The sequence below is a fragment of the Nostoc cycadae WK-1 genome, from assembly GCF_002897135.1.
In the GTDB taxonomy this organism is placed as follows: Bacteria; Cyanobacteriota; Cyanobacteriia; order Cyanobacteriales; family Nostocaceae; genus Nostoc_B.
The window spans coordinates 17,397-39,170 of sequence record NZ_DF978445.1 but is presented as its reverse complement, the minus strand read 5'-3'; the positions used below and the strand labels follow the sequence as shown (position 1 = coordinate 39,170).

General features: G+C 40.0%; 20 protein-coding genes and 1 riboswitch. Of the genes, 13 read left to right on the top strand and 7 right to left on the bottom strand.

The window, feature by feature from the left end; translation table 11 throughout:
• Positions 1-144 precede the first annotated feature (144 nt).
• Both NCWK1_RS26160 and NCWK1_RS26155 read left to right on the top strand, forming a co-directional pair.
• Positions 145-2,121: a heavy metal translocating P-type ATPase gene (locus NCWK1_RS26160; RefSeq protein WP_103126717.1), complete on the top strand. Its 1,977-nt coding sequence runs from the start codon at positions 145-147 to the stop codon at positions 2,119-2,121.
• A gap of 61 nt (positions 2,122-2,182) precedes the next feature.
• A complete protein-coding gene (locus NCWK1_RS26155) occupies positions 2,183-2,860 on the top strand; it encodes a hypothetical protein (RefSeq protein ID WP_103126716.1) in 678 nt (225 codons plus the stop codon).
• Positions 2,861-3,080: 220 nt separating this feature from the next.
• Here NCWK1_RS26155 and NCWK1_RS26150 read toward each other — a convergent pair whose 3' ends face one another.
• The 3 genes from NCWK1_RS26150 to NCWK1_RS26140 all read right to left on the bottom strand — a co-directional run bounded on the left by NCWK1_RS26150 (position 3,081) and on the right by NCWK1_RS26140 (position 5,408).
• Positions 3,081-4,139: an aromatic ring-hydroxylating dioxygenase subunit alpha gene (locus NCWK1_RS26150; protein ID WP_103126715.1), complete on the bottom strand. Its 1,059-nt coding sequence runs from the start codon at positions 4,137-4,139 to the stop codon at positions 3,081-3,083.
• A 390-nt stretch (positions 4,140-4,529) separates the two neighbouring features.
• On the bottom strand, positions 4,530-4,724 hold the full coding sequence (locus NCWK1_RS26145; protein WP_103126714.1) for a heavy-metal-associated domain-containing protein: 195 nt from the start codon (positions 4,722-4,724) through the stop codon (positions 4,530-4,532).
• Between the two features lie 24 nt (positions 4,725-4,748).
• Positions 4,749-5,408 (bottom strand): DUF305 domain-containing protein, encoded by a 660-nt coding sequence (locus tag NCWK1_RS26140; RefSeq protein ID WP_096577690.1) that lies wholly within the window; start codon positions 5,406-5,408, stop codon positions 4,749-4,751.
• A gap of 399 nt (positions 5,409-5,807) precedes the next feature.
• Here NCWK1_RS26140 and NCWK1_RS26135 point away from each other — a divergent pair, with 399 nt between their 5' ends.
• Positions 5,808-6,125 carry an RNA recognition motif domain-containing protein gene (locus NCWK1_RS26135; protein WP_096577688.1) on the top strand — a complete coding sequence of 106 codons (318 nt, stop codon included), beginning with the start codon at positions 5,808-5,810 and terminating at the stop codon, positions 6,123-6,125.
• Between the two features lie 472 nt (positions 6,126-6,597).
• Here NCWK1_RS26135 and NCWK1_RS26130 read toward each other — a convergent pair whose 3' ends face one another.
• Positions 6,598-7,047 (bottom strand): TOBE domain-containing protein, encoded by a 450-nt coding sequence (locus tag NCWK1_RS26130; protein WP_096577686.1) that lies wholly within the window; start codon positions 7,045-7,047, stop codon positions 6,598-6,600.
• Positions 7,048-7,147: 100 nt separating this feature from the next.
• Between NCWK1_RS26130 and modA the strand changes: the two genes are divergently transcribed.
• Together modA and NCWK1_RS26120 are read left to right on the top strand one after the other, a co-directional pair.
• Positions 7,148-7,942 (top strand): molybdate ABC transporter substrate-binding protein, encoded by a 795-nt coding sequence (modA, locus tag NCWK1_RS26125; protein ID WP_103126742.1) that lies wholly within the window; start codon positions 7,148-7,150, stop codon positions 7,940-7,942.
• 239 nt (positions 7,943-8,181) lie between these two features.
• Positions 8,182-8,958 carry an MBL fold metallo-hydrolase gene (locus NCWK1_RS26120; RefSeq protein ID WP_096577682.1) on the top strand — a complete coding sequence of 259 codons (777 nt, stop codon included), beginning with the start codon at positions 8,182-8,184 and terminating at the stop codon, positions 8,956-8,958.
• Here NCWK1_RS26120 and NCWK1_RS29775 read toward each other — a convergent pair.
• The gene (locus tag NCWK1_RS29775; RefSeq protein WP_187308254.1) at positions 8,955-9,128 is read right to left on the bottom strand and encodes a hypothetical protein; all 174 of its coding nucleotides are present in this window, start codon (positions 9,126-9,128) and stop codon (positions 8,955-8,957) included. The two genes, NCWK1_RS26120 and NCWK1_RS29775, sit on opposite strands and share 4 nt — an antisense overlap.
• Before the next feature lie 110 nt (positions 9,129-9,238).
• Between NCWK1_RS29775 and NCWK1_RS26115 the strand changes: the two genes are divergently transcribed.
• The 4 genes from NCWK1_RS26115 (at position 9,239) to NCWK1_RS26100 (ending at position 11,641) form a co-directional block, all read left to right on the top strand.
• Entirely contained in the window at positions 9,239-9,670 is a 432-nt protein-coding gene (locus NCWK1_RS26115; protein WP_103126713.1) for a hypothetical protein, read from the top strand.
• A gap of 180 nt (positions 9,671-9,850) precedes the next feature.
• Positions 9,851-9,990: riboswitch (cobalamin riboswitch) on the top strand.
• Positions 9,991-10,012: 22 nt separating this feature from the next.
• Complete coding sequence (locus tag NCWK1_RS26110; protein ID WP_096577678.1) at positions 10,013-10,432, top strand: DUF1636 domain-containing protein; 420 nt, start codon at positions 10,013-10,015, stop codon at positions 10,430-10,432.
• Between the two features lie 4 nt (positions 10,433-10,436).
• Positions 10,437-11,198 carry a cobalt-precorrin-6A reductase gene (locus tag NCWK1_RS26105; RefSeq protein ID WP_103126712.1) on the top strand — a complete coding sequence of 254 codons (762 nt, stop codon included), beginning with the start codon at positions 10,437-10,439 and terminating at the stop codon, positions 11,196-11,198.
• Between the two features lie 179 nt (positions 11,199-11,377).
• Positions 11,378-11,641 (top strand): ArsR/SmtB family transcription factor, encoded by a 264-nt coding sequence (locus NCWK1_RS26100; protein WP_245894997.1) that lies wholly within the window; start codon positions 11,378-11,380, stop codon positions 11,639-11,641.
• Between the two features lie 10 nt (positions 11,642-11,651).
• Here NCWK1_RS26100 and NCWK1_RS26095 read toward each other — a convergent pair whose 3' ends face one another.
• Both NCWK1_RS26095 and NCWK1_RS26090 read right to left on the bottom strand, forming a co-directional pair.
• Positions 11,652-12,440: a metal ABC transporter ATP-binding protein gene (locus tag NCWK1_RS26095; protein WP_103126711.1), complete on the bottom strand. Its 789-nt coding sequence runs from the start codon at positions 12,438-12,440 to the stop codon at positions 11,652-11,654.
• A 35-nt stretch (positions 12,441-12,475) separates the two neighbouring features.
• A complete protein-coding gene (locus NCWK1_RS26090; RefSeq protein WP_103126710.1) occupies positions 12,476-13,465 on the bottom strand; it encodes a metal ABC transporter substrate-binding protein in 990 nt (329 codons plus the stop codon).
• Positions 13,466-13,783: 318 nt separating this feature from the next.
• Between NCWK1_RS26090 and NCWK1_RS26085 the strand changes: the two genes are divergently transcribed.
• The 4 genes from NCWK1_RS26085 to NCWK1_RS26070 all read left to right on the top strand — a co-directional run bounded on the left by NCWK1_RS26085 (position 13,784) and on the right by NCWK1_RS26070 (position 21,086).
• On the top strand, positions 13,784-15,481 hold the full coding sequence (locus NCWK1_RS26085; protein WP_103126709.1) for an iron uptake porin: 1,698 nt from the start codon (positions 13,784-13,786) through the stop codon (positions 15,479-15,481).
• Positions 15,482-15,681: 200 nt separating this feature from the next.
• Complete coding sequence (locus tag NCWK1_RS26080) at positions 15,682-15,945, top strand: alpha/beta fold hydrolase (RefSeq protein WP_146034046.1); 264 nt, start codon at positions 15,682-15,684, stop codon at positions 15,943-15,945.
• 576 nt (positions 15,946-16,521) lie between these two features.
• Complete coding sequence (locus NCWK1_RS26075) at positions 16,522-17,829, top strand: efflux RND transporter periplasmic adaptor subunit (protein WP_245894995.1); 1,308 nt, start codon at positions 16,522-16,524, stop codon at positions 17,827-17,829.
• Between the two features lie 17 nt (positions 17,830-17,846).
• Entirely contained in the window at positions 17,847-21,086 is a 3,240-nt protein-coding gene (locus NCWK1_RS26070; RefSeq protein ID WP_103126708.1) for an efflux RND transporter permease subunit, read from the top strand.
• Positions 21,087-21,774: the final 688 nt, after the last annotated feature.

The window sequence follows — 21,774 nt, the reverse complement described above, 5'->3', positions numbered from 1 at the left end:
AAATTTCTCTGCAAATTCAACAGCATCCTTAAATTATCACTTGATAAAGATTATCTTTCTTAAAATTTTAGCTTGCAAAAAATATTTATTTCTAATAAATTTGAATATACGCTCATATATTAAATAGACCAGACTTTTGACAAAATGCAGCATAAAACACATTCAGAATCTTCCAGTTGTTGCAGTCATGATCATCATGAAAATCATCACCATTCTCATGAACATAATCACGATGATAATCATAATCATGACCACGGTGGAGAATTTATCTTTAAAAACGAGATATATTCTCTAATTATGATTGGTATTTTATATATATCTGGAATAGTTTTTGAGCAACAATTACACAACACACCTTATGCTATTGGTGAATATCTAGTTTTTATTCCTGCTTATCTCCTCAGTGGATGGAGTGTTTTAAAAACAGCCGGACGAAATATTCTCCGAGGTAGAATTTTTGATGAAACATTTTTAATGACAATCGCCACACTGGGTGCTTTGGCAATTCATAAATTACCCGAAGCTGTCGGTGTAATGTTGTTTTATAAAATTGGAGAATTATTTCAAGATATTGCCATCAATCGTTCTCGCAACTCTATTAAAGCTTTATTAGAGGTACGCCCAGATTATGCCAATATTGAGATAGGCAACCAAGTAAATAAAGTATCTCCAGAGATAGTAAAAATTGGAGATATTGTTATTGTTAAACCTGGAGAAAAAATTCCTTTAGATGGTGAAATTATCACTGGGAATTCTCAGATTGATACATCTGCTTTAACAGGAGAATCTGTACCACAAACGGTGAGAGTTGGAGACACAGTATTAGCAGGGACAATTAATCAAGTTGGCTTGCTGAAAATTAAAGTCACAAAATTATTTAATGAATCTTCTATCGCCAAGATTTTAGACTTGGTGCAAAATGCCAGAAGTAAAAAAGCAGAAACTGAAAAATTCATTACAAAATTTGCTCGTTATTATACACCAATAGTTGTTTTCATCTCTCTGGCAGTAGCAATATTACCACCTTTACTCATTCCTGGCGCTACATCTTCAGAATGGGTGTATCGAGCTTTAATATTATTAGTTATTTCTTGTCCTTGTGGACTAGTGATAAGTATACCTTTGGGCTATTTTGGTGGAATTGGCGGTGCAGCAAAACGCGGTATTTTGATTAAAGGCTCGATGTTTTTAGATACTTTAACTACAGTTAAAACAGTAGTTTTTGATAAAACAGGCACTTTAACAAAAGGCGTATTTAAAGTAGTAGAAATTGTTCCATTTAATGGGTATAGTGAACCAGAAATTCTAGAATTAGCGGCAAAAGTAGAAGCTCATTCTCATCATCCCATTGCCCAATCAATTAGAGAGGAATATGGTGATACTTTTGATATATCAGAAGTTACAGATTATGCAGAAATTGCAGGTCATGGAATTAAGGCAAAGGTAGGAAATAAAGTAGTGTTAGCGGGAAGCGATCGCCTATTACATCAAGAGCAAATCAACCATGATACATGCAATGTAGAAGGTACAGTTGTACATCTAGCAGTAGATAAGATTTACGCTGGATATATCATCATTGCTGATGAGTTAAAATCTGATGCAAGAGCAGCGATTCAAGCACTGAAAAAAGTAGGCGTAGAAAAAACAGTCATGTTAACAGGAGATAATCAGGCGATCGCTGCTCGAATATCTCAACAACTTGGCATAGATTCCTATATTGCCGAGTTATTACCCGAAGAAAAAGTCTCTGCAATTGAAAAGTTACTTAGTCCCAAAGGTCAAAATGGAAAAGTCGCCTTTATTGGTGATGGAATTAATGATGCACCTGTAATTGCTAGAGCCGACGTAGGTATGGCGATGGGTGGTTTAGGCTCAGATGCAGCCATCGAAACCGCCGATATAGTCATCATGACAGATGCGCCTTCTAAAGTAGCTACAGCAATCCAAATTGCTCGAAAAACCCGCACAATAGTTTGGCAAAATATTAGTTTCGCCTTAGCAATTAAAACTGCATTTATTGGCTTGGGAATTTTAGGTGTAGCCACAATGTGGGAAGCTGTATTTGCTGATGTTGGTGTAGCTTTGCTGGCAATTTTTAACGCTACTAGAGTAATGAAGTAACAGGGAACTGTCAGCAATAGGAGTCGTCAGTTTAACTCCTAATACTCAATAGAGAAATACAGTGTATCTACCAATTAAAAACATGACAACGGCTGCATTAGCTTTATTAATTAGCTACTCAGCACACCCAGCCGTTGCGCTACCGCAAAATAATTCTCATCACTTCACTGTTACCCAATCACAACGATTAACAGATACTTTAATCGTTCCCGGCGAACGAGTTGGGCCGATTACACCTAAAACCACCAAAAAAGATTTAGTCAAACTATTTGGTGCGTCTCGCCTAGTCGATAAAACTATTTCTGGCGCAGAAGGAATCGGTAGTTTTGCCGCAACTCAGTTAAACTTAGGTCGAGAGCGATCGCTTTTAGTCGTTTGGAGTGATCACACCCGTACCAAACCGCTAGATGTGCGTAACTTAGGAACTGCTTGGAAAACCCGCGAAGGTATTGGTGTTGGGACTCCGTGGCGTGAGTTACGCCAAAAATTAGGCAACTTTAAACTGTATGGACTGGCTTGGGACTATGGCGGGACGATTTTGCTAGACAGCAGCAAACTATCCTCTTATCAAGGTAAACTCATCCTGCAAGTAGACGCTGCGCCTAATGCTGACCAAAAATATCCCCATCACTATCGTGCTGTATTAGGTGACAGCACCTTTTCTTCTAGCAACCCTCACTGGAAGCCTCTAGGAATGAGAGTTTCACAGATGATGGTCTTACTTAACCCAGAGCAGTAGCGATGCACATAAGTCGGAATTAAAATCTTAACGCTTGATCAGCCAGGAAAATTGGCATCTCAGATTAATCAGTGTCTATTTATACCATTTTCTATTTCTGAAATCGCTATACTTATCTCTAGGTTCTACCTGGGAATGATGAAGTGGCTTTGCCACTTCTTTTTATTTGAGCCATAGCCTAGAAAAAAGCAAAAATTTGACTTTAACTTTTCAGCATTACTTAATCATTAATTAAATCATCACGCCATTTATTAGGGTTTTCTTGAGCTTCAACCTCGCGCGATCGCGCTAACTGCCAAGTTCCCCATGTCAGAGGTTTTTGTTTTTCAACATGGTTGATCAGTTGCACAATAGACTGATCCGCTTTAATCGGAGTTTTAAAATTAAACTGCATTGTCTTAAAAATTTTGTTGTCACCCTTAACAAAATTTTGACCAAAAAGCTTGAGCATCCACAGCACAAATTGATTAAATAACTTTCCTAAAATTCTTTTACGTTTTTTCATCATTAAAATAGTTCGTCCTTCCGTTTTGCCACCTTCTATAAGCCGCAGGGCAAACATAATATGTAAACTAAAAAAATCAAACCCCAGTGTCACGATAGAAGTACTAGCATACCAATAACAAATATTGTAAGTAATCGACCTTTTGGATATCCTCCGAATAAGTTTTTTAAAGCTATAATCTCCCCGGACATCAGTGGTGTTACGGAAAATAATTGTATTTGGACTATATTCCTCTGTATCAAAAATAATTTCAAATGGCAGTTGGTGGATTGTATTAAAATGTTGAGCATCAATTGCATTAATCATCACTATATTAGGATGACAGTTTTTGAAAAAGTGAAAACCAAAGGTAACATCGAACTCATCTTGGTCTACATCTGGAATAAATGGTAGTGGTTGTTGTGTTGCTTCTCCTGTCCAAATCCAGATCATGCCGTACTTTTCCTCTGTCGGCCAAGTCTTTAATTTAAGAGGTAATGGCTCATATAAACAGGGAATTTCTACACATATTCCTTGACTATCAAATTTCCAATTATGGAAAAAACAGCGTAATTCATTACCTTCTACTTTGCCTTCAGCAAGATGAGCGCCCATGTGGGGACAGTAAGCATCACAAATAACTACCTGTTTATTTTGACCACGATAAATTACTAAATTTCTCCCTAAAATAGTAACAGGTTTAACTTCACCTATTCGCAGATTTTGAGATGGCATTACCCAATACCAGCCCTCAATAAAACGCTCTGAATTATTAAAAGTTTTAGGTTTACGCATCTAACTAAAATTCTGCGAGTTAACATTCATTTGCACGTTTCACTAGTCGTGAAGCGGTTCTTCTAGGAATATCATGTTAATCTCATAAAAACGGTTATTTTTAGTACTAGCTAAAATTTGAATTTAATTAATTAAGTAATACTCTGTACATATAGGTAAAGATAATAGTAAAATTCTTGCTGAATCAGATAAAGTTGCATAATAAACAACCCCAGTATTATCAGTAATTGCAAAACTGAAACTGTGGAAAATACCAATCAATTTAAAAATATTTTGATTTAATAAATAATTAGAAAAGTTGGTTTTCCATAAAAATAAGGGTTCAAAGCAATTTATCCTTGAACCCTTACTCTAACTGCTACAATAAGTCTATTAGTTTCTCATTAAGAATTAGGCTGCGGGATAGCCAGCATCGGCTAAAGCATCCTTAATTTTTTGCTCAGAAGCTTGAGTCTCCACACTAACAAGCTTAGTTGTCGGATCGGCTTGAACGATCGCACTACCATCAACTGTTTTCACAGCATTGGTAATATTGTTTGCACAAGCAGAACAAGCCATGTTGGGAACTGTGAGTGTAAGTGTCATAGATTTAGGATTTGAACGATAAAATTATTTAGACCAAGCTTGATACCATTGCTGCATCTGTTGAATTTCCGCAGTTTGGGATTTGATGATAGCTTCAGCTAAGTTGCGAATTTCTGGATGAGTAGCATTATTTGCTACCATCTTGGCCATCATTACTGCTGACTCATGGTGTGGAATCATCTGGCGGATAAATTCCTTGTCAAAGTCAGAGGCATTTTTTAATGTCTCTAAATTCATCCCCATACCCATCATTCCTGAGTGCATGGACATTTCCGGCATATTTTGGCCTCTACCATGAACCATTCCCATACCAGTTTTGGGAGTAGCAGGAACTTCCGCGCCATACCATTGTTTGTACCAAGCTTTCATTTGGTCAATTTCTTGATTCTGGTCGGCTTTAATCGCAGTAGCCAGTTTTTTAAGCTCAGGATGTTGTGCCTTTTGCAAAGCTAGATCTGCCATCTCTACTGCTCCCTGATGGTGAGGTATCATCATTTCGATGAAGTGCTGATCTACTTGGTGTGTCCCAGCCATCTTGTGTGGCATGGAACTGCTTGTGCCACAAGGCGGAGATTGTAAAGGACGCTGTTGCGCGGCTCTGGTAGTGTAAGTAATGGATAAAGCTGTAATAGCACTACCTGCGAGTACACCTACCAGCCCATAAATTGTTGATTTACTTAACATACTGTTCTTCCTTTTTTTCAAAGGAACTATTTTTGTTCTAGTTGTTACATCCTGTTCACAGTCAATAACTAGACTCAAATTTATCCTATACTCTCCAGCCGCATGGAGAATCTAGCATAGTTTACAAGTTGTTACATTGAGCAAATTCTGATTGGGCGATCGCCATCACGCAAGTTAAGCCAAGACTATAAAGAATTGGGCGATCGCAGGTTTACATATCTTTATATTACAATTTTTCTATTTTTTTCCTAATATCGACATTTTATGTAATGATGAGGTGTGAGAGTTAATTCGGCGATAGCGTTTGTTTTTAGTATTGATAGGCTTTTTCCTCTTGGTATTTACAGACTTCTCCCCGAAATCTAAATCTCTGCAAACTTGCGATTTCGGATTAAATTTATGTCAATTTACGTAGGTAACCTCTCTTATGAAGTTACACAAGATGCTCTGAACAGTGTTTTTGCAGAATATGGTTCTGTAAAGCGCATTCAGATCCCTACCGACCGTGAAACAGGTCGTCTACGTGGCTTTGCCTTTGTAGAGATGAGTAGCGATGCAGAAGAAACCGCTGCTATTGATGCACTTGATGGTGCTGAGTGGATGGGTCGTGACCTTAAAGTTAACAAAGCCAAGCCTAGAGAAGATCGTGGCTCCTTTGGTGGTGGTGGTAACAGAGGAAACGGTGGTGGTGGCTATGGTGGCCGTAACCGCTACTAAGTTCAACCCTTTAAGAAAATAGTATTGAGATGAATAAATAATCTCAGTTAACTAAATTAGAAAAGGCTCAAGTTTTAGTACTTGAGCCTTTTGTTTTTGCTAATTTTATTTATTAAAAAATAATTAGTAAATTTTCTTTCTCTGGTGGAACTGAGCCTGTGAATTTTCAGTAAACATTGCAAAAATACCGCACTTTCAGTCCAGAAGTCTAGGACATATAAGCACCAAGGATGTTTTAAATGTAGTTTTGGCAGAAAGTTTTTGTGATGTACGACCTCAATCAATTCACGCTCAGGAATATGTCTGAATTTGGTTTAGCATTACGCCAATTAGGGAAGAATACTGAATATTGAACTACTATAAATAAAAGTTTTCTAAGCTATTAGCAGGCGTTTAATTCAAACTTAAACGCCTATTTAAGTTAAGCTCCTAATACTCTTTATCTAATAGTTTCGCTGTAATTCCATCATCTTTATTCTTTAGCAATCACAATATCGTTAGATTTAATCACAGCATAGGCTTCTTCTCCCGCCACTAGACCCAACTCTTCTACAGATGTTCTCGTAATCATTGAGGTTAGCTCAACTTTGTGAACAATTTCTAGCGTTACCTCACAATTAACAGCCCCAGTCACAACTTTTTTCACCACACCCTTGAGAATATTCCGGGAGCTAACTTTTAAAGCCTTCTTAGGACTACTAACTTCCGTAGTAGGTATTGCCAAATTTTCCTGATTTACCTGTGTAATAGTTTGTTTGGTTGGTATAGGGGCTTGTGATGCTTGGTGCTTATTAAGACCACGGACTAACTCCCGTAGAATCTCGGTTTTGGTGCGTTGAGAGTCCTGGCAAAACTCTTCGAGAATTTTCCGTTCCTCTTCCGATGTTTGAAATGTGATCCATCCTTGTTCTTTTCTTGGCATAATGTTACCAATTCAGTTGGTAAAGACTGGAATGACGCTCGGTATGATCCTACCAAGCGCCATCAAATTGCAGAAGAACCTATTGCTACACCATCTTTCTATGAAAAGAAAACAAGTTCTTTCCTTTTTTGGCACAGCACTAGCTAGTTTGTTACTTGCTGTTTGCTCAACATTCATTGTACCTTCTGTTGTTACGGCACAGTCGAACGTCAATTTACTTGTTTCGGCGGCTGCTAGTTTAAAAGAAGCATTGGAAGAAATTAAACCGATTTATCAACAAAGTAAACCCAATGTCAATATAAATTATAACTTTGGGGCTTCTGGAGCATTACAACAACAAATTGAACAAGGCGCACCAGCTGATATTTTTATTTCCGCTGGGAAAAAGCAAGTAGATGCTTTAGAACAAAAAGGGCTGTTGCTTCCCGGTACACGCGCGATTTTGGCAAAAAACCGCCTTGTCTTAGTTGTACCCAAAAATATTACTAGCATTACCAGCCTTTACAATCTTAAAGAATCTAAAATCAAACGCATCGCTATTGGTGAACCCAGAAGCGTTCCGGCTGGTCAATACGCGCAGCAAGTTTTACAAAAGTTAAAAATTTGGTCGCAAATAACTCCTAAACTGGTTTATGCCAACAACGTGCGTCAAGTTTTGGCGGCGGTAGAAAGCGGTAATGCTGATGCAGGTTTAGTTTATGCTACTGATGCCAAAATTTCTGACAAAGTAAAAGTAGTTGTGGCGGCTGACGAGAAATATCACTCCCCAATAGTTTATCCAATGGCTGTTGTCAAACGGAGTAAGAATGCCATTGCAGCTAAAGAGTTTAGTCAATTTTTATCGAGTAGTGCAGCTAAGGCGGTACTCAAAAAATATGGCTTTATACTGCCTTGAAAAAGGGTTGAGTAAATCTGAAGTGTTTCATCTGTAGGACTGACGCAAGCAAGGAAAAATTAAGGATTGAGTCAGGGTGTAGGTATTCAAAACCCTTACGCCCCTATACCCTGGCTAATGAGCCGACTTCTCTCGATTATCGCAGCCGTTCGCTAATGAACAATGACCAAAAACCAAGGTGAACGCCAGCCTCTAAATTCATCCGTAATAATAAAGGCAGGTGTTACTTCAGTTTGGTTATGTACTTAACTTGGTTAGACAACAATAGTTGGTTAATGGAAATTGGTGGTCAACGCATACTAGTTGACCCTTGGTTAGTTGGCGAGTTAAGTTTTGGCTTAGATTGGCTGTTTAAAGCTTCTCTCAAACAAGAAAGATTAATTTCAGAAGATATTGACTTGATATTGTTGTCTCAAGGTTTGCCAGACCATGCACATCTGCCAACATTGAAGCAACTTGACCACAAAATTCCTGTAGTGGCTTCTCCTAACGCTGCTAAAGTTGTTCAAGATTTGGGTTACATTTCTGTCACCTGTTTAGAGCATGGTGAAAGTTTCACTTTAAATAATCAAGTAGAAATTAGGGCTTTGCCTGGTTCTCCCATTGGCCCTACACTGACAGAAAATAGTTATCTGCTGAAAGAATTAGCAACTAATTTCTCACTCTACTATGAGCCACATGGCTATCATTCACCACAACTAAAACAGTTTGCACCTGTTGATGTCATCATTACACCAACAGTTGATTTGGCATTGCCATTAGTCGGTGCAATTATTCGCGGGACAAACAGCGCCTTGGAAGTCTCTAAATGGTTGGAACCGCAATTTATCCTACCTACAGCTGCAAAAGCAGATGCAATCTATGAAGGGTTGATGGTGAACTTTTTAAAAGCTGTGGGTACGGCTGAAGATTTGCGTGCGTCGCTTGAGAAAAATAATCTGACTACTCAAGTGCTGGAACCTAAACCTGGCGATCGCTTGAAATTAGCTTTAAAAAAGCGTGCTGTAACCTGCTAAACTTTGTATAGGCGATCGCATGTTGTCACAGCAAGAATACAGCGATCGCAAATCATAGTAAATAGCAACGAAAAAACCTCACAGCCAGATTTTTCATCAATTTTAATATTCAGTATATTTTGATAAACTTTTTCCGGAATCAGGAAACCCCAACTGTAGTTATATTTCACAATTATCTATTCAGGCGAACTAAGTACAGCAAGTCTGAAATTATAACAAATAAATGTCAGTACTAGTGAGTATTTATTCTAACTTTTAAATTTAACGGAAGTATAAACTTATGAAACTTTCAACTTTAACAGCTTCCTTTCTTACCATTGCTTCCATGATGCTTACCGCAGGAATTGGGTCTGCTCAAACAGCTACGGATATCACATCCGCGAATATTGACGTAACTCCTATCACCACACATGGTCAAGTCATAACTACAGCCATTAACTCTTACATGTCTCCTAGTAATGCGACTACTTTCCGTGGAATTCAGCCTTTTAATCTTGTTTATCTTGCTTATCAAGGTAATCTTAAATCACAAGGCATTCCTAGTGGCAGCACACTGATATTTCAGCATCAAATAGGTACTCTGAACGCAAGAGATTTAGTTCAAGCTGCTGTTAAAGCCAAAAAACTACCAGACCAATTTCTACACGATTCCACTTATCTCAGTGCGGTTGATGTACAACTGTCATCTTTACAAAAGACTTTTTTGCGTTAATTAATACATAGAAATTCTATCTCATCTGTGAAAATAACAGGTCTTTATAACCCCGATTTCTGGAAAAAGTCGGGGTTATTGTTGATTATGAAGCATTCATAATCAAGCCTTTTATTCAGCCATACCTTAATTTTAAGCATGGAGATTTACTCATTCCTTTTCCTAAAAATGCAGATGATATAATAAACAGAATATTCGGTTTTGATGGAGATCAGCCACCAAAGGTAACGGGGAAAGTTCGGTGCAAATCCGGCGCTGTCCCGCAACTGTGAAGGAAAAACTTTCCAAGTCAGGATGCCCGCCGAAGTATACTAATAAGTCCAACACATCTGCGAGGTACGGATGACTGCTGCTCATACTACTATTACAACTAATTCGCCTGCGATCGCTTCCCAGACTCATACTTTATTTGTTTGCCAAACCTGTGCCAGCCTTTGGCAAGATGGTAAGCGTGTAGGTGAAAGTGGCGGTCAAAAATTACTGCACCAGATTCAGCAACTAGCACAAGATTGGGATTTGCAAGATGAATTTCCGATCCAAGCTGTTGAATGTATGAGTGCTTGTAACCGTTCTTGCGTTGTCGCCTTTGCTGCTAAAGGTAAGTTAACTTATCTGTTTGGTGATTTAAATGTTGATAGTAGTGCGGCGGCTATCCTAGAATGTGCTAGTCAATACTACGCTAAACCTAACGGATTATTGCCTTGGTCAGAACGACCAGAACCCTTGAAACGGGGTATTTTAGCGAAAATTCCCTCCTTGTAGTCAAGTGCTAAGTGCTGAGTATAAACGTGTTTTAATTTTGGGTGGCACTGGCGAAGCCGCGGAACTCGGTGCGAAAGTTGCAAGCATCACTGGAATTGAAGCGATCGCATCTTTAGCTGGTCGCACCCGTGAACCATCAGTTCCATCTGGCAATGTGCGGATTGGTGGTTTTGGTGGTGTAGAGGGGCTGGTGGAATATCTGCGTCAAATGAAAATTGACCTACTAATTGATGCTACTCATCCCTTTGCAAATCAGATATCCTTTAATGCAGCGGCGGCGGCCAATGAAGTAGACATACCCAGATTAATGTTAATTCGTCCGGCTTGGGAAAAAGTGACAGGCGATCGCTGGATTGAAGTAGAAAGTAATAGCGCCGCCGCAGAAGTTTTAAAAAATCAAGCAAAAAGAGTATTCTTAACTGTTGGTAGACAAGAACTAGGCACATTTGCACACCTCCAGGATATTTGGTTTTTGATGCGGATGATTGACCCTCCTGGACAAGATGCCTTAGTACCACCAGGAATGATATTGTGCGATCGCGGCCCTTTCGTCTTAGGAAATGAAAAGAAAATTCTGATTCAGTACAACATTGATACCATCGTTAGTAAAAATAGTGGTGGTGATGCAACCTACGCCAAAATTCTGGCTGCGCGAGAACTGGGTGTACAGGTTGTTATAGTCAAGCGTCCAAAAGTACCAGCAGGCGAACAAGTTGCAGATGTTGATAGTGCAGTGGCTTGGTTACTAAATAAATTACACTGTTAAAACTAGAGAAATTTTAGATTGTTTATCAAAAAAATTATAATATATCTTGGTTTAACAATTTATTTATGTTTAAGTTTTAAATTACAAAAATGATTCAGCCAAACTCAATATCAACTATCAGTAGTGAGATTTTATCTCCCCTCACAGAAGAATTTCTTAATATTGAAAAAGCCCAACGGATGGCAGAATTTTTTAGTTTTCTAGGAGATGCTAATCGTCTGCGAATTCTCTCTTTTTTAGCGCAAAAAGAATTGTGTGTGAGTGATTTAGCTACCTCATTAGAGATGAGTGAATCTGCGGTTTCACATCAGCTAAGAAACTTAAGGGCAATGCGTTTAGTCAACTACCGCAAGCAAGGACGTAATGTCTTTTATCGCCTCCACGATAATCATATTCTGCATCTTTATCAGGTAGTAGCTGAACACTTAGATGAACCTGAATAAAATAGGAATTTTAATTGTGATGATGGTGATAACGACTGAAGCCTGGGCCATAGGTTGCTAAAAGGTTTTCTGGTGATAAAGCAAATTCTGGCTGACCAGTACAAACCACAGTTTGATTGAGACAAAGAACGCGATCGCAATGGCGGCTTACCATATCAATATCATGAGAAACTTGTAAAATAGTCCAGCCTTCTTCTTGTTTCAACTCATTTAATAAAACATAAAAATCGGCTGCACCTTGCATATCAACCCCAGCAAAAGCCTCATCTAATATCAACAGTTTTCGCGGCATAACTAAACAATAAGCGAGTAACACCCGCTTTAGTTGACCACCGCTGAGAGTTCCTATCGGTTGATGTCGCAAATGATAAACCCCAGTACGCCGTAAAGCTTCTGTGACTGCTACTGTTTTTTCCCGATTTTGTTTCCATATTCGAGAGAATAACGAATTTGTTGCTTTGGCTTTTTGCTGTTTAACTTCATTAGTCCATCCTAAACCAATCAATTCACCTACAGAAATAGGAAAACTGCGATCAAAAATGAAATTTTGTGGCATATAGCCCAAGCCGTGGCGTAAATTGCCTAGTTTTGTAATTGGATAACCAAAAATTTCGACTGTGCCAGCATTGCGAGGTAATAAATCTAAAATTGCTTTGACTAAAGTACTTTTACCAGCACCATTTGGCCCAACTATAGCAGTATCTGTTCCTGAAAATAATTCAAAGGAAACATCGCGCAGGGCTAAATAATTTCCTTGATATACAGTTAATCCGTCTACTTTTAAAATAGGTACATTCATAATAAACAAAAATTATTGAAATTCAAAATAGTATTTTACTGACATGCTGTTTCGAGAGTTTGTAGATTTAATCTCATTGCTTTGAAATAGTATTGCGGGTCTTTTTCACCCTTTTCTAAAGAATCTAGAGTCCGCAAATTTAATTTTAAATCTTGCGCCAGCGTTTTAAGTAATTTATTATCTACACCTGGTTCACTAAACAAAGCTTTAACTTTGTATTTTTTGACTGTATTAACTACTGTTTGTATCTCTGTTGGTGATAATTGATCTTCGGGAATTTGCACTACAGCAACTTGTTTAAGATTATAGCGTTGTGCTAAATATGGATAAGCATCGTGAAAAGTCACAAAGGTACAATTAGTTTTTTTTTGTAAGGCTTGTTGAAATTCACTATTTAACTTGTCTAATTCCTGGATATAAGCCGCCGCATTAGTTGTGTAAGAGGTTTTATTTTCTGGGTCAGCAGCAATTAATCCATATAGAATATTCATTACCTGCTGTTTTGCTAAAACAGGATCTAACCAAACATGAGGATTCCCTATGGTGTGGTCATGGTCTTTTTCTGCTTTTGTGGTAGTTTCCACTAGGGAAATTTCATTTAAAGGTTTAATCCCTTTACTAGCATCGATTTCAACTAACTGAGCATTTTGGGCATTTTTGACTGTACTATCCAAAAATTCTTCTAAGCCTAAACCATTTTTCACTAATATCTTAGCTGTGGCGATCGCCTTTACATTATCTGGTGTTGCTTGGTACTCATGCACCTCTGTACCAGGAGGAACTAAAATTTCCACATCAGCCGCATCACCAGCCACCGCCTTAGTCAACAAATACATCGGTAAAAATGTCGTTACGACCTTGGTTTTAGCTGATGGTTGGGAAGCCTCTTGCACCTGTGGTGAGTTCTCAACACTGGTTTTTTGATTTGTATTTGCTTGGTCACAGCCGCTAATACTCACTAGCAATGTGAGTAAAGAAATTAACGAAAATATACTGCTGGGTTGTCTTTTCTGATTCGTAGTCATCCGATTCCTTTGAGAAAGGGACACTTGTTTGATGTTTATCACTATGATAATGATACTTATTTCTAATACTCAATTTTATAATAATTATCATTCTCATGCAATCAACTTAAGAATGATTTTGTGTCGGCAAATACAATTGATGCCTGTAAAAACGTATTGTTTTTTACATAAAAATTACTTAGAAAAATAAATATTTCTTGACCTTCTTTATTAAAAGAGTCACTCAATACTGATAATATTTTGAGAATACTTTTTAAAAGTGTTATTGCACAAAGCGCAGTTTCAAGCGCTACCGACGGTAAAAGAGTGTGAGAGTAAATGCACAAACAATTACATTATTTGCTGGCTATTCCAGCAGCTTTTAGCAGCATAATATCAATTAGTAGTAATACTTTAGCTAGTGAAATATCAACCACATCAGATGAGAAAAATCAGCCCTTAGTTATTGTTAGTCCAGCTAAAACACTTGAGAATTTACATCAAGAACGGACAATGGCACAAGTTACCTCTGTGTCGCAATTGTCAGACGTACAACCTACAGATTGGGCATTCCAAGCGTTGCAATCACTAGTAGAGCGTTATGGTTGTATTGCTGGTTATCCCAATAGTACATATCGTGGTAATCGCGCACTCACACGTTATGAGTTTGCTGCGGGTTTAAATGCTTGTTTGGATAGAGTCAACGAACTACTGCTTACTGCTGTAGTCGATTTAGTCACCAAAGAAGATTTAGCCAAATTACAAAAACTCCAAGAAGAATTTACCGCAGAACTAGCCACATTGCGGGGTCGTGTCGATGCTTTAGAAGCCCGCACCAGTGAGTTAGAAGCTAATCAGTTTTCCACCACAACCAAACTCAGTGGTACTGCTATTTTTGCACCCATCAGCTTTTTTGCAGGCGATCGCGCCGATGGTAGTAATCTTGATAGAGGAACTTCATTTGGCGATAGAATACGCCTTGACTTCAACACCAGTTTTACAGGTAAAGACCTGTTAAGAACTCGACTGCAAGCCACCAACCTGGATGCGTTGTCCGCTTCCACTCTCACACCAGAAGGAGATTTGCGGTTTGTAGATAATGAAAATTTCGGTTCTGGTAATAATAATGAGGTAGCTATAGATGCACTGTTGTATAGCTTTCCTCTGGGCGAAAAAACCACAGTCATCCTAGAAGCCAACGCGGGTGCAGCAGATGATTTTACCAATACTGTGAACCCATTTTTTGACGGTGATGGTGATTTTGGTGCATTGTCTAACTTTGGTACACGCAACCCAATTTATTATCCTGTTGCTGGTGCAGGAATTGGTCTGAGACACCAGTTCAACGACGCATTGGAATTAAGTTTAGGTTATCTAGCCAGCAGCCCTAACGACCCTACCTCTGGAAATGGTTTATTTAACGGCGCTTACGGTGCTATGGGACAGTTAACTGTCCAACCGACTAAAGGTTTGACTCTCGGTTTTACCTACGTTAATTCCTATAATGCTGACTTGACCGCTGGTAGTAACCGTGCTAACTTACGCACTGCCCTAGCTAGTAATACGGCTTTGACGGATGTTTTAGGAGAAGGACTAAATCTACCAATTTCTAGTAATTCCTACGGCTTCCAAGCATCCTTCCAACTTAGTCCGAAGTTTGCTATTGGTGGTTGGGTTGGTTATACCAACACGCGTACCTTAGCAGCAGTTGATACAAATAATGGTACTATTCCTCGTGGTGAACTGGACATTTGGAACTATGCAGTCACACTCGCTTTCCCCGATTTAGGTAAAGAAGGTAGTGTTGGTGGCATTATTGTGGGGATGGAACCAAAAGTCACAGGTGCCAGTAGTGGGTTAAGAAATACTATTGGTAGAGACTCTGATACTTCACTGCATATTGAAGGCTTCTACCAATACAAACTGAGCGATAACATCAGCATTACTCCAGGAGTCATCTGGTTAACTGCTCCAGACCATAACAATGACAATGATGATATTGTGATTGGGACAATCCGCACCACATTCACTTTCTAAATTTTGAAACTTTAATAGAAGACGTAACTTATAAGTTTGCGTCTTCTATGCTGTATTTTTATGCAAATAAAATTAGGTGGAACTCTCCAAAATTCTAATTGTTGGTATTAATGATTCTGCTTGAACAAATAGCATACTTTGCTCAGGAAAAGCCGTCCAATTTTGGTTAGATAAAGGTTCTGAAGCAACAATAATTTGATTTGGATGAGTTACATCATCGCAACACCAATAAAGACTGGGTGCTTGTTTACGCTAGGCATAGCGCGTTTCTGGCTGTCTGCGGTGCTTCTGATATAGCCACTAAACCTATTGCCAGCGATCGTATGGTAGCAGAATTACCTGCGGCTCAAAAAATTACTCTGCAACCAGGTGGACACATGGCACTGATGGAACAAAATCGTCAGTTTTCGCAAGCTGTTGAGGCTTTTTGTGCAACTGGTTCTGAGATTAGTGAGCTTCCTTAATAGAAGGCAGGAGGCAGAAGGCAGGAGGCAGGAGGCAGAAGGCAGGAGGAAAAGTCTTACTAATCCTTGTATTCAAGCTTTCAAGTTGTCTTAACATATCTGACTACCGCTATAACTGAGTTACTAAGGAAAGATTTATCCCATATTTATTTCTTAAAAAAGTAAAATATGCTGTTTCATCACAGATGTATGAGTCATATTTGATTTGGGCAAAAAATCAATATATTTAAACCCTAATTGTTTGCGGTTTGCTGTTTTCTGTTTCTCATTACCTACCTACATAAATAACTTCAGTAATCAAACCAGAGTCTTATAGCTATCTGACTAATGAAAGATAAATTAATTATGCGTATGCCCTATAGTGAATTCTCAGTGTTGCCAAGATGAAATAGTTGTGACTTTTTCATTTCTATTGCGGCGCAAAGATCATCTCTTTGGAGCATGAATGCACTTATTAATAGGGTAAGAGATCATCCTGTTGCCCACATTTAAAAAAAGTTAGATTCCGGCTTCAGAATAAATGGTTGGCAAACTCACATTTAATTAATTTTGCTGGGGCAGTTGTAAGGTGAGGTAATGGAAACTCCTAAATTTAGTAATGCCGCTTTGAGAAGGCTTTCAGGGCAGCAAGGTTTGTTAGTCGGTTTGGGGTTAGGTCTCGTTGTCGCTATTGGCGGAATGACTTTATTTTCGCATTTTGGCAATCAACGTTCAGCTGCTCCGATTCAAAATGCTCCCGCAGCCAGTGGGAAAAACTCGGCATTGCAGGTAAAAGTTCAACAAATTGGCAATAGCACAACCCAAGAAAGTTCTAATTTTGTAGGAGCTTTAGAAGCACAACAAAAAGTGACGCTACAGCCGCAAATTCAAGGACGAATTGAATCAATTTTAGTGTCTAGTGGTCAGAGGGTACAAAAGGGAACAGCGATCGCAACTTTGAGTTTAGATCAAACTCAAGCCAATGTTGCCAGTTCTATAGCAGCCACCAATGCTGCCCAAGCTGGGTTAAAAACGGCGCAAGCACAACTACAACAAGCCGAGGCGCAACGGACAAAAGTCGCCGCGAATGTTCAACTGCAAAGAACCCAGTTTAATCGCACTCAACAGTTAGTGACTCAGGGAGCGCAAGCCAGACAAGAATTAGATATTGCTAGAAATAACTTACAAGCGGCGATCGCAGATTTACAAGCCGCAGAAAAAGAAGTTGCTGCGGCGGGTGCAGCCGTTCGTCAAGCCCAAGCTAATGTCCGCGCAGCTCAAGCCAGTACCGCAGCGGCTCAAGTTAATGTGAATCAGAAACGAGTAGTTTCACCCATTGCTGGCGTAATCAGTGAATTTCCTGTCAAAGTGGGAGATTTTGTCAATACCGGACAAACAATCACCACAATTATCCAAAATGATGCCCTAGATTTGAATCTTTCTGTGCCTTCCAATCGAATGCCGCAACTGCGAATTGGATTACCTGTGGAATTGCTCAATCCCAACACACAAAAGGTCATCGGTCAAGGTGCAATTAACTATATTTCCCCAACGGTAAGTTCTGATCAGCAGTCAGTATTAAGCAAAGCCCGCTTTCGTAATGCCCAAGGACAATTGCGCGATGGGCAATATGTACAGGCGCGGATCATTTGGAATCAGCAGCCAGGAATATTAATTCCCACCGTGGCGATTTCTCGCATTGGCGGACAAAGTTTTGTGTTTGTCACAGAGAACACAACTGTAGACGGTAAACCGCAACAAGTTGTACATCAGCGTTTAGTCCGGCTGGGTGAGATTCAAGGCACAAATTATCAAGTTCTTGACGGACTGAAAGCTGGCGAAACCATAGTTACTTCTGGCATTCTCAAACTCAGAGAAGGCACACCTATTCAACCCCAATCTTAAATCCAGGACATCCGATCATGTCGATCGCTAATACTTTTATCAAGCGTCCGGTGTTAACCACCGTTTGTTCTCTGTTGATTTTGATTTTGGGAGGCGTGTGTATTCCCCTACTCCCTCTCAATTACTTGCCAGATATTGCCCCCATCCGCGTTCAAGTTTCAGCTAACTATACTGGGGCGGATGTTTCTACTGTGGAAAGTGCTGTTACAACCACAATTGAGCGTCAACTGAACGGGGTCGAGGGGATGCAGTACATGACCTCCAATAGTTCCGCTGGTAGTAGCCAAATCTCTGTATATTTTGGTTCGGAAACTGATAAAAATATTGACCAAGTAAACGTACAGAACCGGATTGCTCGTGCTACACCCCGCCTACCCACAAGTGTGCAACAACTGGGTGTAACCGCGCAGACAGCTTCTACAAGTATTTTGTTAGTGTATACATTTTATGCGGAAAATAATGAATATGATCCGCTATTTATTAGTAATTATATTGACCTGAATTTACGCGATCAACTGCTGCGAACTCCAGGAGTCGGCGATTTAACAATTTTTGGTGAAAAACGTTATGCAATGCGGCTGTGGCTTGATCCTAATGCTTTAGCGAGTCGACAATTAACTGTCGCAGATGTAGCGACGGCATTGCGATCGCAAAATATTCTCGCCGGAGCCGGAACTTTAGGTCAAGCGCCTATCCCTGCTGGTCAAAGTTATGAAATTCCCCTGCGGGTAAATGGTCAGTTTAAAGATGCTGCGGAGTTTGGCAATCTTGTGATTAAAGCGGGGACTAACGGTAATTTAATTAAACTTCGGGATGTTGGCCGGGCGGAACTCGGCTCGGAAACTTACGCCAGCAATGCCAGAAATAATGGTAAACCTGCCATTGGGCTGGCAATTTATCAGTCACCAGGAAGTAACGCGCTGGATGTGGCAAAAAACATTGAAGCGCAGATGGATGAATTGATTAAAGATTTTCCGCCGGAATTAAAAACTCAGATTGTTTACGATACCGTTGGGTTTGTGCAAGCTTCGTTAGAAGAAGTAATCAAAACCTTAGTCGAAGCGATCGCTTTGGTGGTGTTGGTGATTTTTCTGTTTCTCCAAGACTGGCGAGCTACGATTATTCCCATTGTGGCGATTCCAGTTTCGCTGATTGGGGCATTGGCATTTGCTTACATATTTAAATTTTCCCTCAATAACTTGACTTTATTTGGCTTAATTTTAGCCACGGGATTAGTTGTTGATGATGCGATTATTGTTGTAGAAGCGATCGCCAGCAAAATTGAACAGGGAGTTAGACCGCTACAAGCCTCTTTTGAAGCAATGGAGGAATTGACGGGAGCAGTAGTTTCCACTTCCTTAGTGTTAATGGCGGTGTTTATTCCCGTGGCATTTTTCCCTGGTTCCACCGGGAAAATGTATCAACAGTTCGCCTTAGTAATTGCATTTTCGATCGCCATCTCCACATTTAACGCCCTTTCCTTTAGTCCGAGTATGGCGGCGATTTTACTGCGTCCGCCCCAACCCAAACGCGGCCCTGTGGGTTGGTTTTTCAACAAATTTAATCAGATATTGCAATGGATTATTCAAAAGTTTATTGCGATCGTTAATTTTTTGATTCGCTTACGTTATGCTGTTGTGGCATTGTTTGTGGTGGGTTTAGCTGCAACCTATTTTATGTTTACTCAAGTGCCAACAGGGTTTGTTCCTAATGAAGACCAAGGCATTGTGTTAGGAATTATTCAAGCTCCTGATGGCGTTTCTCTCGGTTATACCGATGAAGTAATTACAAAACTTGAACAAATTCTGGAGAAGGAACCAGAGATTGATAACGTGTTTGCAACGTCAGGATTTGGCTTTGCGGGTAGTGGTTCTAATCGCGGTGTATTTTTTGCCAAACTTAAACCTTGGGAAGAACGTACTCAACCAAATCAAAGCGCCACGGCAATTTTAGGGCGAATCAATGGCGCATTTCAATCAATCCCCGAAGCGATTATCACCGCAGTTAGTCCGCCACCAATTCAAGGTTTTAGTACATTAGGGGGATTTGAGTTACAGCTAGAAGACCGCACCAATGGAAGATTAACAATTGATGACTTTTTCGCCAACGCTCAAGCGGTAATTGCTCAAGCTAATCAACAACCAGCCTTAGCAGGTGGCGTATTTACGCAATTTACCGCCAGTACACCCCAGTTTCAAATTAACTTCGATCGCGATCGCCTAGAAGCCCTCAACGTCGATTTTCAGCAAGCTGTCAACACCCTCTCATCTGCCGTTGGCTCCCAATATGTGAATGATTTTACCCTGGGACAGCAGAGTTATCGTGTTTATGTACAAGCAGACGGCGACTATCGACAATCACCAGACGATATTCGGCAATTGTATGTGCGATCGGCAAATAACCAAATGGTGCGCTTAAGTGAGGTAGCCACACTCACACCCATTACCGGGCCAGCCGTCATCTCTCATTACAACGGCTTCCGCGCTATCAGCCTTCAAGGTAGAGAAGCGTCGGGTTACAGTAGTGGACAAGCTATCCAAGCAATGCAGCAAGCAGTCAATACAGCCGCCATTCCCGGAATTGGTAGCGACTGGATTGGCACAGCGCGAGAAGAATTATCTGCGGGTAGCTTGGGTATTCTGATTTTTGGTTTCGGAATCGTGATGGTGTTTCTCACCCTTTCGGCTCAGTATGAAAGTTATATTGACCCAGCAATTATTTTGTTGACTGTACCCTTAGCGTTGTTAGGTGCGTTGAGTGCTTTAGCATTACGCGGTTTAGTCAACGATGTCTATGCCAACGTTGCATTAGTCATGTTAATCGGACTTGCCTCAAAAAACGCAATTTTGATTGTCGAATTTGCTAACCAAGCCTTTAAACAAGGGATGACAATTCAAAAAGCAGCTTTAACCGCCGCCCAAGAGCGATTTCGACCAATTGTCATGACATCAAGTGCATCATTGCTAGGGTTTTTCCCTCTAGTAGTCGCTTCAGGAGCCGGTTCTGCCTCACGCTGGTCGTTGGGAACGGCGTTATTTGGCGGGTTACTCGTTTCTACAATTTTGAGTTTGCTGATAGTACCAGTGCTGTACATCATCATCAAGAATTTGGAAGAACGCTTTTTAAAGCGCAAACCTTCTCATCGTTCTGGGTCTCCTGATTCTGAGAGACAAGCAACAGCAAATACACAACCTAAATCAGTTGTGACTGTAACGCAGAACCCTGATGATCACCAATCTCATGATTCAACCCACTGACAATTAGTTTTTTTCATCGGCAATGTTAATGTAACGCGTTACATTGCGAATGCGTTGCTTGATATTGTGAATGTTGAGCAACACATTATTAATGCGTCGCCTCACATAATTAATGTGTTGGCTGACATTGTGAATGCAGCGGCTAAATTAAGAAGATATTTAAAAAATTCTGCTGTGTGTAGCAAAAGTTTGTAGATCCCCCTAAATCCCCCTTAAAAAGGGGGACTTTGAGTCCAGTTTCCCCCTTTTTAAGGCTATCGTGTACACACAAATCATCTGATCCTTTTAAATCCCTATTTTTAAGGGGGACTTGAAGAAATTCCCCCCTTTTTAAGGGGGGTAGGGGGGATCGATAGGTGTTTACAATCACAACAAATCACGTTTAAAACAACCTCTAAGAATTTCATATTACAACAGGTAAAAATTTAGGTGCAAATTTGTTAAATCCACAGATAATCAAGCCATACCCGCAAGAACACCAATTTAGTAATCTGGAAAGAACCTCTCCCCCAACCCCTCTGTCTTGAAAAGTTTTGCGCCGGGAAACCCGGACGCGCAACGCCAGTTGCTTTATGCCGGGGAACCCGTCCAACGCACTGGCTCAACTTTTCGCTCCGACGCGGAGAGGGGAGTTGAGTTACCCCCTTCCCTGTGAGGGAAGGGGGCTGGGGGGTTAGGTCTTCGATTA

Coding starts and splice junctions, on each gene's coding strand:
- NCWK1_RS26070 (WP_103126708.1), top strand. CDS start 17,847: ATGTCGATCGCTAATACTTTTATCAAGCGTCCGGTGTTAACCACCGTT.
- NCWK1_RS26115 (WP_103126713.1), top strand. CDS start 9,239: ATGAAACTTTCAACTTTAACAGCTTCCTTTCTTACCATTGCTTCCATG.
- NCWK1_RS26130 (WP_096577686.1), bottom strand. CDS start 7,047: ATGCCAAGAAAAGAACAAGGATGGATCACATTTCAAACATCGGAAGAG.
- NCWK1_RS26145 (WP_103126714.1), bottom strand. CDS start 4,724: ATGACACTTACACTCACAGTTCCCAACATGGCTTGTTCTGCTTGTGCA.
- NCWK1_RS26075 (WP_245894995.1), top strand. CDS start 16,522: ATGGAAACTCCTAAATTTAGTAATGCCGCTTTGAGAAGGCTTTCAGGG.
- NCWK1_RS26120 (WP_096577682.1), top strand. CDS start 8,182: ATGTACTTAACTTGGTTAGACAACAATAGTTGGTTAATGGAAATTGGT.
- NCWK1_RS26140 (WP_096577690.1), bottom strand. CDS start 5,408: ATGTTAAGTAAATCAACAATTTATGGGCTGGTAGGTGTACTCGCAGGT.
- NCWK1_RS26085 (WP_103126709.1), top strand. CDS start 13,784: ATGCACAAACAATTACATTATTTGCTGGCTATTCCAGCAGCTTTTAGC.
- NCWK1_RS26090 (WP_103126710.1), bottom strand. CDS start 13,465: ATGACTACGAATCAGAAAAGACAACCCAGCAGTATATTTTCGTTAATT.
- modA (WP_103126742.1), top strand. CDS start 7,148: ATGAAAAGAAAACAAGTTCTTTCCTTTTTTGGCACAGCACTAGCTAGT.
- NCWK1_RS26095 (WP_103126711.1), bottom strand. CDS start 12,440: ATGAATGTACCTATTTTAAAAGTAGACGGATTAACTGTATATCAAGGA.
- NCWK1_RS26100 (WP_245894997.1), top strand. CDS start 11,378: ATGGCAGAATTTTTTAGTTTTCTAGGAGATGCTAATCGTCTGCGAATT.
- NCWK1_RS26150 (WP_103126715.1), bottom strand. CDS start 4,139: ATGCGTAAACCTAAAACTTTTAATAATTCAGAGCGTTTTATTGAGGGC.
- NCWK1_RS26110 (WP_096577678.1), top strand. CDS start 10,013: ATGACTGCTGCTCATACTACTATTACAACTAATTCGCCTGCGATCGCT.
- NCWK1_RS26135 (WP_096577688.1), top strand. CDS start 5,808: ATGTCAATTTACGTAGGTAACCTCTCTTATGAAGTTACACAAGATGCT.
- NCWK1_RS26160 (WP_103126717.1), top strand. CDS start 145: ATGCAGCATAAAACACATTCAGAATCTTCCAGTTGTTGCAGTCATGAT.